We start from the raw sequence: 13211 nt of genomic DNA, 5'->3' as shown, positions 1-13211 counted from the left end.
TTTGTGGAATAAACAAATGAATAAATAAGATTTATAGATATATAAATCTGCTGATAAGGTCTATCCCATCTTGGCGCCATCGCCGCACAGCGAACCGCCGACACTTGCTCAAGGAATCTCCTGCATGCTGGTCGTAACACTTGGAGGCAGTCCCAGCCAGCGTTCCCGCTCTGGGGTCTTGCTGGATAAAACTCGTCAGTGGCTGCAACAGCAGGGCGTGGAAGTGGTGAGTTACCAGGTACGGGACTTCCCGGCTGAAGACTTGCTGCACGCACGCTTCGACAGCCCCAAGGTCATTGACCTGCTGCAACAAGTCGCCAATGCCGACGGCCTGGTGATCGCCACGCCGGTGTACAAGGCGTCGTTTTCCGGGGCGTTGAAGACCCTACTGGACCTGCTGCCGGAGCGTGCGTTGGCCCATAAGGTGGTGCTGCCGATGGCGACCGGCGGCAGCATCGCCCACATGCTGGCGGTGGACTACGCCCTGAAGCCGGTGCTGTCGGCCCTCAAGGCCCAGGAATTGCTCCACGGTATTTTTGCCGAAGACAGCCAGATCGCCTATGGCGAAGGCAGCGTGCAGGCGCAGTTGGTGCCGGTACTCGAACAGCGTCTGCACGAAGCCCTGGAGCAGCTCTACAGCGCCATGGCGCGCCGGCCAAAACCGCTGGACCCTGACGTATTGAATGAACGTTTGTTGAGTGCTCGCTGGAGCATCTGAGCCTCACCCCGAAAAGCTGGAAACCCTCACCTTACTCAGCCGACAACGGCCAAGCAGGTGCAGCCAAAACCCTAATCGCACAGTTGGAGAGAGCGCCATGCGCACTGTCATCTTGCGTCGTGGTCTGGTCGCACTCTTTGCTGCGGCTGTGTCCTTCGGCGCCATCGTTCAAGCCCACGCCGCCGAGACCTTGCGGATCGGTTATCAAAAATACGGCACCCTGGTGCTGCTCAAGGCCAAGGGCACCCTGGAAAAACGCCTGGCCGCCCAAGGTGTGCAGGTGCAGTGGACCGAGTTTCCCGGTGGCCCGCAATTGCTCGAGGGCCTGAACGTCGGCTCCATCGACTTTGGCGTTACCGGGGAAACCCCACCGGTGTTCGCCCAGGCGGCTGGCGCCGATCTGCTCTATGTCGCCTACGAACCACCCGCGCCTACCAGCGAAGCGATCCTGGTGCCCAAGAACTCGCCAATCAAATCGGTGGCCGAGCTCAAGGGTAAAAAGGTCGTGCTCAACAAAGGCTCCAACGTGCACTACCTGCTGGTGCGTGCCCTGGAAGACGCCGGCCTCAACTACACCGACGTGAAGACCGTGTTCCTGCCGCCCGCCGATGCCCGTGCCGCGTTCGAGCGTGGCAGCGTGGACGCCTGGGTGATCTGGGACCCGTACCAGGCCGCCGCCGAGAAGCAACTGCAAGCGCGCACCCTGCGAGACGGCACCGGGATTGCCGACAACCATCAGTTTTACCTCGCCACCAAGCCCTACGCCGAGCAACACCCACAAGTGATCAAGGCGTTGGTGGAAGAGGTGCGTGCGGTAGGCGAATGGTCCAAGGCCAACCCGCAGGAAGTGACTGAGCAGGTCGCCCCACTGCTCGGCCTGCCGGCAGATATCACCCTCACGTCGGTGAAACGCCAGGGCTATGGCGCGCTGTTTTTGACCCCGGAAGTGGTCGCCGCCCAGCAGAAAATCGCCGACAGCTTCTACCAACTCAAATTGATCCCCAAGCCCTTGAGCATCAAGGACGTGATCTGGACGCCACCCGCCGCGGTTGCCAAAGCGCCGTAATCTGACTTCATTCAGGAGACAACTCCATGAGCCTCAATATTTTCTGGTTCCTGCCCACCCACGGCGACGGTCATTACCTTGGCACCGCCGAAGGCGCCCGCGCTGTCGACCACGGTTACCTGCAACAAGTGGCCCAGGCTGCCGACCGCCTGGGTTTCGGCGGGGTGTTGATCCCTACGGGTCGCTCCTGCGAAGACTCGTGGTTGGTGGCAGCCTCGCTGATCCCCGTGACCCAGCGCTTGAAATTCCTGGTTGCCCTGCGCCCTGGGATTATCTCCCCGACCGTGGCCGCGCGTCAGGCCGCGACTCTGGATCGCTTGTCTGGCGGTCGTGCGCTGTTCAACCTGGTCACCGGTGGCGATCCGGAAGAACTGGCTGGCGACGGTTTGTTCTTGAGCCATGAAGAACGCTACCAGGCGTCGGTGGAATTCACCCGCATCTGGCGCCGTGTCTTGGAAGGCGAGACCGTGGACTACGAGGGCGAACACATCAGCGTCAAAGGCGCCAAATTGCTCTACCCACCGATTCAACAGCCACGCCCGCCACTGTATTTCGGCGGTTCCTCCGAAGCCGCCCAGGACCTGGCGGCCGAACAGGTGGAGATGGTGCTGACCTGGGGCGAGCCGCCGGCAGCCGTCGCGGAAAAGATCGCGCAGGTACGCGCCAAAGCCGCAAAGCTGGGGCGCACGGTGCGCTTCGGTATTCGCTTGCACGTGATCGTGCGCGAAACCAACGACGAAGCCTGGAAAGCCGCCGACAAACTGATCTCCCACCTGGACGACGAGACCATCGCCCGCGCCCAGGCGTCTTTGGCGCGTTTCGATTCGGTGGGCCAGCAACGCATGGCAGCCTTGCATGGCGGTAGCCGTGACAACCTGGAAGTCAGCCCTAACCTGTGGGCCGGCGTCGGCCTGGTGCGTGGCGGCGCAGGGACGGCGCTGGTGGGCGATGGCCCAACGGTTGCGGCGCGGGTCAAGGAGTACGCGGACCTGGGTATCGATACCTTTATCTTCTCCGGTTATCCACATCTGGAAGAGTCGTATCGGGTCGCCGAGCTGTTGTTCCCGCACCTGGATATCGAACGTCCCGAGCTGCCCAAAAGCGCCGGCTACGTCAGCCCGTTCGGCGAGATGGTCGCCAACGACATCCTTCCCAAAGCTGCGTCGCAGAGCTGAGGCGCCGTTATGGACTTAGAAAAAATCAGCCATCGCGTGGCGCCCTGGGCGCTGCCGATCTTATTGCTGGCGGTGTGGCAGTTGTCGGTGTCGGCGGGTTGGTTGTCGACGCGCATTCTGCCAGCGCCGAGTGCGGTGATCGAAGCCGGGGTGAACCTGGTGGTCAGCGGCGAAATCTGGACTCACCTGGCCATCAGCGGCTGGCGCGCCGGCCTGGGCTTTGTGATCGGTGGCAGCATCGGTCTGGCCCTGGGCTTTATCACCGGCTTGTCGAAGTGGGGCGAACGCTTGCTCGACAGCTCCGTGCAGATGATCCGCAACGTGCCGCACCTGGCGCTGATTCCGCTGGTGATCCTGTGGTTCGGCATTGATGAGACCGCGAAGATTTTCCTGGTGGCCCTGGGGACCTTGTTCCCCATCTACCTGAACACTTACCACGGCATCCGCAATGTCGACCCGGCGCTGGTAGAGATGTCGCGCAGCTATGGCTTGTCCGGTTTCAGCCTGTTCTGGCAAGTGATCCTGCCGGGCGCGCTGCCGTCGATCCTGGTGGGGGTGCGCTTTGCCCTGGGCTTCATGTGGCTGACGCTGATCGTGGCAGAAACCATCTCGGCCAGTTCCGGCATCGGTTACCTGGCGATGAATGCCCGTGAATTCCTGCAAACCGACGTGGTGGTGCTGGCCATCGTCATGTACGCCATCCTCGGCAAACTGGCCGACCTGGCAGCCCGTGGGCTGGAACGTGTGTGGCTGCGCTGGCACCCGGCGTATCAAGTCAAAGGAGGTGCAGCATGACCGCTCAACAACCTCCGCGCCTGTTGAAGGGCATCCCGCTGGCGGTGCGCAAATTGCGCAAGGCCTTTGGTACCCGCGAAGTGCTCAAAGAGATCGACCTGCATATTCCCGCAGGGCAGTTCGTGGCTGTGGTCGGCCGCAGTGGTTGCGGCAAAAGTACCTTGCTGCGCCTGTTGGCGGGGCTGGACAAAGCCAGTGGCGGCGAGCTGCTGGCCGGCTCCGCGCCGCTGCACGAGGCGATTGAAGATACACGGTTGATGTTCCAGGAAGCGCGCTTGCTGCCCTGGAAAAAGATCATCGATAACGTCGGCCTGGGCCTCAAGGGCGACTGGCGCCCCAAAGCGCTGGAAGCCCTGGAAGCGGTCGGCCTGGCCGAGCGCGCCAATGAATGGCCGGCGGCGTTGTCCGGCGGCCAGAAACAGCGCGTGGCACTCGCCCGGGCGTTGATCCACCAGCCGCGCTTGTTGCTGCTCGATGAGCCGCTGGGCGCACTGGATGCCCTGACCCGCATCGAGATGCAGCAACTGATCGAAAACCTGTGGCGCAAGCACGGTTTCACGGTGTTGCTGGTGACCCACGACGTCAGCGAAGCCGTGGCGATTGCCGACCGCGTGATTCTGATTGAAAACGGCGAAATCGGCCTCGACCTGACCATCGACCTGCCACGCCCACGGGCCCGTGGTTCACACCGCCTGGCCGCGCTGGAAGCCGAAGTGCTCAATCGCGTGCTGTCGCTCCCCGGTTCTCCACCGGAACCCGAACCTGTTTCACCGCTGCCGACGCAATTGCGTTGGGCTCAATAACTCACACAGGAAAAACATCATGACGATTAAAGCCATCAACGTGCGTAACCAGTTCAAAGGCACCATCAAGGAAATCGTGGTCGGCGACGTGCTGTCGGAAATTGACGTGCAGACCGCGTCCGGCATTGTCACTTCGGTGATCACCACCCGTTCGGTCAAGGAGTTGGAGCTGGTGATCGGCAGTGAAGTGATTGCTTTTGTGAAATCCACTGAGGTGTCGATTGCCAAGTTGTGATTGGCACTGTCCTGATCGTTCCCACGCTCTGCGTGGGAATGCCGCCTGGGGCGCTCCGCGTCCCGCTGTGCCAAAGGTGACGCAGAGCGTCACGGGATGTATTCCCACGCAGAGCGTGGGAACGATCAGCGCTTGGGCAGATAGGCCGGCAAATAAAGCCCCACATACGCATCAAACACCCGCATCCCTTCCTCCGCCATGCGCGGCGTAATCAGCCCATGCTGATGCACCGAGCGCGCGTACACGCGGTCGCTCAACTCCAGCGCCAGGGCAAACACATCCACATCGCTCGGTAGCGTTGGCACTTCAAAGTGGCGATTGAACACCGCCAGCATCAAGTCGCCCAATTCCAGATCATGCTGGCGATCGGCCTGGGTCACTTCGGTCAAGCCGTGCTGGGCCAGGATCAACTGGCGCGCCGCGGCATCGTTGCTGTAGATGCTGAGCATGCGTTGTTCAACGATGTAGGACAGGTCGCGCCAATGCTTGAGAGATTCATGCTCGATGGGCGCCTGGATGGCGGCGCGAAAGGCCGCGTGAATGTCAGCGGTCAACGCCTCCAGCAATGCCGGCACACTGGCGAAAAAGTGGTACACCGACGACGGCGGAATCTGTGCCCGTTCGGCCACGCTGTAGATCGACAAACTGGCCACACCTTCGGCGGCCAGCAAGGTGCGGGCGGCGTCGAGGATCGCATCGATCCGGGCCTGGCTGCGGGCGCGGGGTTTGCGAACAGTGGCGGGGCGGGTGGTCATGGATGTCTCCTACAAGGCAGCGGGCATTGTATGAGCAGGAAGGTTGTGTTGTCTGCCAGGCCGCTATCGCAGGCAAGCCAGCTCCCACATTTGACCGAGTTCAAGCCTTGAAATGCGATCCACTGTGGGAGCTGGCTTGCCTGCGATGAGGCCAACTCGGTTTCCCAAAATAAACCCATAAAAAAACGCCGCGGACCAAAGCCAGCGGCGTTCCTTCGACAGCTACCACCGCTTACACGGTATGCAAGTACCAGTTGTACTCAAGGTCGGAGATGGAGTGTTCAAACTCCTCCAGCTCACTTTCCTTACAGGCGACGAAGATATCGATGTATTTAGGATCGATGTACTTGGCCATCACCTCACTGTCGTCCAACTCGCGCAAGGCATCGCGCAGGTTGTTAGGCAGGCTCTGCTCGTTCTGCTCGTAGCTGTTGCCTTCCACCGGAGCGTTCGGCTCGATCTTGTTGGTCAGGCCGTGGTGCACGCCCGCCAGTACCGAGGCCATCAGCAGGTAAGGGTTGGCATCGGCGCCAGCCACGCGGTGTTCGATACGCACGGCATCGGACGAGCCGGTGGGTACGCGAATCGCCACGGTGCGGTTATCCAGGCCCCAGCACGGCGAGTTCGGCACGTAGAACTGTGCGCCGAAACGACGGTAGGAGTTGACGTTGGGGCACAGAAACGCCATTTGGGCGGGTAGGGTCTCCAGCACACCGCCGATCGCGTGACGCAATGCGGCGTTCTGCTCGGGATCCTCGCTGGCAAAGATGTTCTTGCCGTCCTTGTCCAGAATGGAGATGTGTACGTGCAGCCCGTTGCCTGCCTGGCCTGGGTAAGGCTTGGCCATGAAGGTGGTGTCCATCTCATGGTCGTAGGCGATGTTCTTGATCAGGCGTTTGAGCAGTACCGCGTAGTCGCAGGCCTTGATCGGGTCGGCGACGTGGTGCAGGTTCACTTCGAACTGCGCCGGGGCACTTTCCTTGACGATGGCGTCCGCCGGGATGCCTTGCTCCTTGGCACCTTCCAGAATGTCCTGGAGGCAGTCGACGTATTCGTCGAGGTCGTCGATCAGGTAGACCTGTGTCGAGTGCGGGCGTTTGCCGGAGATCGGCGAGCGGGGCGGTTGCGGGCGGCCGTTCACGTTCTCCTGGTCGATCAGGTAGAACTCAAGCTCGAAGGCGGCGCAGATGGTCAGACCGAGGTCGTCAAACTTGGTAACAACTTGGCGGAGCACTTCGCGCGGATCGGCGAAGAAAGGTTCACCTTCGAGTTCGTGCATGGTCATCAGCAGTTGCGCGGTAGGGCGCTTTTGCCAGGGTTCATTGCACAGGGTGTCGGGGATTGGATAACAGATTCGGTCAGCATCACCGATGTCCAGGCCCAGGCCGGTGCTTTCCACCGTAGAGCCGTTGATATCCAGGGCAAATAAAGAGGCAGGCAGGTTAATGCCCTTCTCGTAAACCTTGTGGAGGCTGGTGCGTTCGATGCGCTTACCGCGCACCACACCATTCATATCCGCAATTAGAAGGTCTACGTACAGAACCTCAGGATGATCCTTAAGGAACGCGTTCGCTTCGTTAAGCTGAACGGCACGCGGGGGTACCGACATGATGCAACACCTTTGTTGTTAAAAATATCAATCATTGATCTTTTCTGGTTTCAGTCAACCCGAACGGCCTGCCGAAGTCAAGCGAGGCATTTTTTGCCCTAAAAAAGCGCCACGAAGCCTTTTTTGCGGGGTTTTGGGGCGATTTTTTGGGTTTGAGGGGCTTGGGACCTGCAGGCTTGAGCGGGCCGTGTAGGATTTTTTACGGGGGTGTTGTGTAAAAAAATGAACAAGGCTAAGCTCGATTCAAACCCATAACAGCAATAATACCGGGGTGCTTCATGTTTCACCTGCCGCCAATCGGCGTCTGCGCCTGCTCCAGCCAGGCTTTGTCCGCAGCTCGTTCGCCCCGTGTGAATGCCCAGGCACCGGCCAATATTCTTGACGGCCCGGCCGATCTCCTTTTTGCCATCTCCTACGCCACTGACCTGCCCTCATCCGCTGTGCCGATCGTGATTCTGCACAACTTTGGCCTGAGGAATGCAACCCATGGGCAAATGGCAGGTAAGCTCCTACCCTGAATGAAAAAACGACGCGGATGCTGCGTCAACCAACGCCTGGCCTTTAATGGATGCCAGGAAACCCAGCCCAGAGGCATTTATGAGTAACAACCTCGACCAGCTCACCGATTGGTTGAAAGACCACAAGATCACAGAAGTCGAATGCATGATTGGCGACCTCACCGGTATTACCCGGGGCAAGATCTCGCCGACCAACAAGTTCATTGCCGAAAAAGGCATGCGCCTGCCCGAAAGCGTTCTGTTGCAGACCGTGACCGGCGACTATGTCGAAGACGACATCTATTACGAATTGCTCGACCCGGCCGACATCGACATGATCTGCCGCCCCGACCAGAACGCGGTATTTCTGGTGCCGTGGGCCATCGAGCCGACCGCCCAGGTGATCCACGACACCTACGACAAGCAAGGCAACCCGATCGAGCTGTCGCCGCGCAACGTGCTCAAGAAAGTCCTCAAGCTCTATTCCGACCGCGGCTGGCAGCCCATCGTGGCGCCGGAGATGGAGTTCTACCTGACCAAGCGCTGCGAAGACCCGGACTTCCCGCTGCAACCGCCGATTGGCCGCTCCGGCCGCCCGGAAACCGGTCGCCAGTCCTTCTCTATAGAAGCGGCCAACGAATTCGACCCGCTGTTCGAAGACGTCTACGACTGGTGCGAACTGCAGGAACTGGACCTCGACACCCTGATCCACGAGGACGGCACCGCGCAGATGGAAATCAACTTCCGTCACGGCGATGCCCTGTCCCTGGCCGACCAGATCCTGGTGTTCAAGCGCACCATGCGCGAAGCCGCGCTCAAGCACGACGTGGCCGCCACCTTCATGGCCAAGCCCATGACCGGCGAGCCCGGCAGCGCGATGCACCTGCACCAGAGCATCATCGACATCGCCACCGGCAAGAACGTCTTCTCCAATGAAGACGGGACCATGAGCCAACTGTTCCTCAACCACATTGGCGGCCTGCAGAAATTCATCCCTGAATTGCTGCCTTTATTCGCCCCCAACGTGAACTCGTTCCGCCGCTTCCTGCCCGATACCTCGGCGCCGGTGAACGTGGAATGGGGCGAAGAAAACCGCACTGTCGGCCTGCGCGTCCCGGATGCCGGCCCGCAGAACCGCCGCGTGGAAAACCGCCTGCCGGGCGCCGACGCCAACCCGTACCTGGCGATTGCCGCCAGCCTGTTGTGCGGCTACATCGGCATGGTCGAAGGCCATAACCCGAGCGCGCCGGTGGTGGGCCGTGGTTACGAGCGACGCAACCTGCGTCTGCCGTTGACCATCGAAGACGCCCTGGAACGCATGGAAAACAGCAAGACCATCGAGAAATACCTGGGGCAAAAATTCATCACAGGCTACGTCGCGGTCAAGCGGGCCGAGCATGAAAACTTCAAGCGCGTGATCAGTTCGTGGGAGCGGGAATTCCTGCTCTTCGCCGTCTGATGCGCCGGGCGCGCCCTTCAAACGGCGCGCCCTTCACTGAAAAGTCTAGGAGATCGGTATGTCCAGCAACAACCCGCAAACCCGTGAATGGCAAGCCTTGAGCAATGATCACCATCTGGCGCCGTTCAGCGACTTCAAGCAATTGAAAGAGAAAGGCCCAAGGATCATCACCAAAGCCCACGGCGTTTACCTGTGGGACAGCGAAGGCAACAAGATCCTCGACGGTATGGCCGGCCTGTGGTGTGTGGCGATCGGTTACGGTCGCGATGAACTGGCCGATGCCGCCGCCAAGCAAATGAAAGAACTGCCGTACTACAACCTGTTCTTCCAGACCGCACACCCGCCGGTATTGGAGTTGGCCAAGGTCATTTCCGATGTCGCGCCGGCCGGCATGAACCACGTGTTCTTCACCGGCTCTGGCTCCGAAGGCAACGACACCATGTTGCGCATGGTCCGCCACTACTGGGCGATCAAGGGCCAGCCCAACAAGAAAACCATCATTGCCCGCAAGAATGGCTACCACGGCTCTACCGTGGCCGGCGCCAGTCTGGGCGGCATGACCTATATGCACGAGCAGGGCGACTTGCCGATCCCGGGCATTACCCACATCGCCCAGCCGTACTGGTTTGGCGAAGGCGGCGACATGAGCCCCGAGGAATTCGGTGTGTGGGCCGCCAACCAGTTGGAAGAGAAAATCCTGGAGCTGGGCGTGGACAACGTCGGCGCCTTTATTGCCGAGCCGATCCAGGGCGCCGGTGGCGTAATTGTGCCGCCTACCACGTACTGGCCGCGCATCAAGGAAATCCTCGCCAAGTACGACATCCTGTTTGTCGCCGACGAAGTAATCTGCGGTTTCGGCCGTACCGGTGAGTGGTTCGGTAGCGATTTCTACGACCTCAAGCCGCACATGATGACCATCGCCAAGGGCCTGACCTCGGGCTACGTGCCCATGGGCGGCCTGATCGTGCGCGACGAAGTGGTGGCGGTGCTCAACGAAGGGGGCGATTTCAACCACGGCTTTACCTACTCCGGTCACCCGGTCGCTGCGGCTGTGGCCCTGGAAAACATCCGCATCCTGCGCGATGAAAAAATCGTTAACCGTGTGCACGAAGAAACGGCACCGTATTTGCAGAAACGTCTGAGGGAACTGGGCGATCATCCGCTGGTGGGTGAAGTACGCGGCGTCGGCATGCTCGGGGCGATCGAGCTGGTGCAGGACAAGGCGACGCGCAAGCGTCACGAAGGCAAAGGCGCCGGCATGATCTGCCGAACCTTCTGCTTCGAGAATGGCCTGATCATGCGCGCCGTGGGCGACACCATGATCATTTCGCCGCCGCTGGTCATCAGCAAGGCTGAAATCGACGAGCTGGTAACCAAGGCCCGCCATTGCCTGGACCTGACTTTGGCTGCCTTGCAGGGCTAAGTGCTAGGCTCAGTGCGCGGTGCATTGGGCAGTTAAAAATGCAGGGGCTTTGGTTGAAAGCCGGCCCCTGAACTTGCCAGACTGTCGCCCTGTTTTGTTGCCCTTCGGTTGGGCCGTAAAACATACAACGCTTGTGGCCCAAAAAAGAAAAAATTGGAGCATCACCAAATGAAGGCATTAGGTTTGAAGAACGCTGGCAAGACCCTCCTCGCCTTGTCCCTGATGGGCGCAATGGCGGGCGCGGCCCAGGCAGACAGCAAAGTGCTGCACGTCTACAACTGGTCCGACTACATTGCACCGGACACCATCGCCAACTTTGAAAAAGAGTCGGGCATCAAAGTGGTGTACGACGTTTTTGACAGCAACGAAACCCTGGAAGCCAAGTTGCTGGCGGGCAAGTCCGGCTACGACATCGTCGTGCCGTCGAACAGCTTCCTCGCCAAGCAGATCAAGGCAGGTGTCTACCAGGAGCTGGACAAGTCCAAGCTGTCCAACTACGACAACCTGAACAAATCCCTGCTCAAGGCTGTATCGGTCAGCGACCCGGACAACAAGCACGCCTTCCCGTACATGTGGGGCTCGATGGGCATCGGCTACAACCCGGAGAAGGTCAAGGCCGCACTGGGCGTGGACAAGATCGACTCGTGGGACGTACTGATGAAGCCGGAAAACATCGCCAAGCTGAAAAGCTGCGGCGTGAGCTTCCTCGATTCGCCAACCGAAATGCTGCCGGTAGCGCTGCATTACCTGGGCCTGCCGACCGACACTACAAAGAAGGCTGATCTGAAACAGGCCGAAGACCTGTTCATGAAAATCCGTCCTTCGATCGGCTACTTCCACTCGTCCAAGTACATCTCCGACCTGGCCAACGGCAACATCTGCGTGGCTGTGGGCTACTCGGGTGACATCGAACAGGCCAAAACCCGCGCGGCTGAAGCCGGTGGCAAGGTCAAGATCGCCTATGACATTCCCAAGGAAGGTGCTGGCAGCTTCTTCGACATGGTCGCCATTCCCAAGGATGCCGAAAACGTCGACGCTGCCTACGCATTCATGAACTACCTGCTCAAGCCAGACGTCATGGCGGCGATCACCAACAGTGTGCGTTTCCCGAACGGTAACGAGAAAGCCACCGCCCTGGTCGATAAAGACATCACCAGCGACCCGGGTATTTATCCGTCGGCCGAAGTGCAATCCAAGCTCTACGCCATTGCCGACATGCCGGCGGCAACTCAGCGTGAAATGACCCGTAGCTGGACCAAAATCAAATCCGGTAAATAACGCACAAACCTGTAGGAGCGAGCTTGCTCGCGAAAATCGTCAACGATAACGCAGCGCCTCTGGTCGCCCGCGTTGCCTGTGAGTTCTTCGCGAGCAAGCTCGCTCCTACAAACAGCGGCAACCGTACAGAAAATAAATGACAGAAAGTTTTGCCGGATCGGTTTATCGACGGTAAGTTGCGCGCCGGTTTTGTTGCCGGGCAACAACTTCAAGGCCCCAACTATTAAGAGGACCTCCACTTGCCAATTTCTTTATTTCGCAAAGCCATGCTGGTGGGTGCAGGTATCACGCTGGCTGCCAGCGTGCAGGCCGCACCGACGGTGCATATTTATAACTGGTCGGACTACATCGGCCCCGACACCTTGGTCAACTTTGAAAAGGCCAGCGGTATCAAGCCCGTGTATGACGTGTTTGACTCCAACGAAACCCTGGAAGGCAAGTTGCTCGCCGGGCGTACCGGCTACGACGTCGTGGTGCCGTCCAACCATTTCCTGGGCAAGCAGATCAAGGCTGGCGCGTTCCAGAAGCTCGACAAGTCACTGCTGACCCACTACGCCAACCTCGACCCGGTACTGCTCAAACGCCTGGAAAAGAACGACCCGGGCAACCAATACGCCGTGCCGTACCTGTGGGGCACCAACGGCATTGGCTACAACGTCGACAAGGTCAAGCAAGTGCTGGGTGTCGACAAGATCGACTCCTGGGCTGTGTTGTTCGAACCGGAAAACATGAAGAAGCTGGCCACTTGCGGCGTGTCGTTCATGGACTCGGCCGATGAAATGCTGCCGGCAGTACTCAACTACATGGGCCTGGACCCCAACAGCACCAACCCGGCCGACTACAAGAAAGCCGAGGAAAAATTGCTGAAAGTGCGGCCCTACGTGACCTACTTCCATTCCTCCAAATACATCTCGGACTTGGCCAACGGCAACATCTGCGTGGCGGCCGGTTTCTCCGGCGATGTGTTCCAGGCCAAGGCTCGCGCAGCAGAGGCGGGCAAAGGCGTGAACATCGCCTACACGATTCCAAAAGAAGGCGGCAACCTGTGGTTCGACGTGCTGGCGATTCCCAAGGATGCCAGCAACGTCAAGGAAGCCCACGCCTTCATCAACTATTTGCTGCAGCCTGAGGTGATCGCTCAGGTCAGCGATCAAGTCGGTTACGCCAACCCTAACCCAGGGGCGGACAAACTGATGGAGCAATCGATACGCACTGACGCAGCGGTTTACCCACCGCAGGCGGTTCTCGAGCGGACATTCGTCAACTTTGAGCTACCCCCGAAAGTGCAGCGTTTAATGACCCGTAGCTGGACCAAGGTCAAGACGGGCAAGTAAGGCTCAAACTATCCAAGGCTGGCCCGCATTGGGCCGGCTGCACAGTTTTTTTTGGGAGTTTCGT

13 protein-coding genes are annotated in these 13211 nt (G+C 59.5%); 11 read left to right on the top strand and 2 right to left on the bottom strand.

The window, feature by feature from the left end:
* Positions 1-124: 124 nt before the first annotated feature.
* From ssuE to E1K68_RS26435, 6 genes are all read left to right on the top strand, one after another.
* Positions 125-718 carry an NADPH-dependent FMN reductase gene (ssuE, locus tag E1K68_RS26460; RefSeq protein ID WP_003195265.1) on the top strand — a complete coding sequence of 198 codons (594 nt, stop codon included), beginning with the start codon at positions 125-127 and terminating at the stop codon, positions 716-718.
* 97 nt (positions 719-815) lie between these two features.
* Positions 816-1784: a sulfonate ABC transporter substrate-binding protein gene (locus E1K68_RS26455; RefSeq protein WP_137204136.1), complete on the top strand. Its 969-nt coding sequence runs from the start codon at positions 816-818 to the stop codon at positions 1782-1784.
* Between the two features lie 26 nt (positions 1785-1810).
* A complete protein-coding gene (gene ssuD, locus E1K68_RS26450) occupies positions 1811-2959 on the top strand; it encodes an FMNH2-dependent alkanesulfonate monooxygenase (RefSeq protein WP_137204137.1) in 1149 nt (382 codons plus the stop codon).
* 9 nt (positions 2960-2968) lie between these two features.
* Positions 2969-3754, top strand: coding sequence for an aliphatic sulfonate ABC transporter permease SsuC (ssuC, locus tag E1K68_RS26445; protein WP_094773945.1), 786 nt, complete (start codon positions 2969-2971; stop codon positions 3752-3754).
* Positions 3751-4557, top strand: a complete 807-nt coding sequence (gene ssuB / locus E1K68_RS26440; protein WP_003195256.1) for an aliphatic sulfonates ABC transporter ATP-binding protein — start codon at positions 3751-3753, stop codon at positions 4555-4557. Before ssuC ends, ssuB begins: the two co-directional genes overlap by 4 nt.
* Positions 4558-4576: 19 nt before the next feature.
* The gene (locus tag E1K68_RS26435) at positions 4577-4792 is read left to right on the top strand and encodes a TOBE domain-containing protein (RefSeq protein ID WP_003176783.1); all 216 of its coding nucleotides are present in this window, start codon (positions 4577-4579) and stop codon (positions 4790-4792) included.
* Positions 4793-4917: 125 nt separating this feature from the next.
* Here the strand turns inward: E1K68_RS26435 and E1K68_RS26430 are convergent, their stop codons facing one another.
* On the bottom strand, positions 4918-5547 hold the full coding sequence (locus E1K68_RS26430) for a TetR/AcrR family transcriptional regulator (RefSeq protein ID WP_003195254.1): 630 nt from the start codon (positions 5545-5547) through the stop codon (positions 4918-4920).
* Between the two features lie 232 nt (positions 5548-5779).
* On the bottom strand, positions 5780-7156 hold the full coding sequence (locus tag E1K68_RS26425) for a glutamine synthetase family protein (protein ID WP_003195252.1): 1377 nt from the start codon (positions 7154-7156) through the stop codon (positions 5780-5782).
* Positions 7157-7434: 278 nt separating this feature from the next.
* Here E1K68_RS26425 and E1K68_RS26420 point away from each other — a divergent pair, with 278 nt between their 5' ends.
* From E1K68_RS26420 to E1K68_RS26400, 5 genes are all read left to right on the top strand, one after another.
* The gene (locus E1K68_RS26420; protein ID WP_080765515.1) at positions 7435-7674 is read left to right on the top strand and encodes a hypothetical protein; all 240 of its coding nucleotides are present in this window, start codon (positions 7435-7437) and stop codon (positions 7672-7674) included.
* A 79-nt stretch (positions 7675-7753) separates the two neighbouring features.
* Positions 7754-9112 carry a glutamine synthetase family protein gene (locus tag E1K68_RS26415; protein WP_003195249.1) on the top strand — a complete coding sequence of 453 codons (1359 nt, stop codon included), beginning with the start codon at positions 7754-7756 and terminating at the stop codon, positions 9110-9112.
* Positions 9113-9170: 58 nt separating this feature from the next.
* Positions 9171-10535, top strand: coding sequence for an aspartate aminotransferase family protein (locus tag E1K68_RS26410; protein WP_212614838.1), 1365 nt, complete (start codon positions 9171-9173; stop codon positions 10533-10535).
* A 183-nt stretch (positions 10536-10718) separates the two neighbouring features.
* Entirely contained in the window at positions 10719-11813 is a 1095-nt protein-coding gene (locus E1K68_RS26405; protein ID WP_032897707.1) for a polyamine ABC transporter substrate-binding protein, read from the top strand.
* A gap of 239 nt (positions 11814-12052) precedes the next feature.
* The gene (locus E1K68_RS26400; protein ID WP_098950091.1) at positions 12053-13147 is read left to right on the top strand and encodes a polyamine ABC transporter substrate-binding protein; all 1095 of its coding nucleotides are present in this window, start codon (positions 12053-12055) and stop codon (positions 13145-13147) included.
* Positions 13148-13211 lie beyond the last annotated feature (64 nt).

This window comes from Pseudomonas sp. B2021 (genome assembly GCF_018135665.1).
GTDB lineage: Bacteria > Pseudomonadota > Gammaproteobacteria > Pseudomonadales > Pseudomonadaceae > Aquipseudomonas > Aquipseudomonas lactis.
Note: the sequence above shows the minus strand (reverse complement) of the source record. Positions and strands in the feature narration are given on the sequence as shown.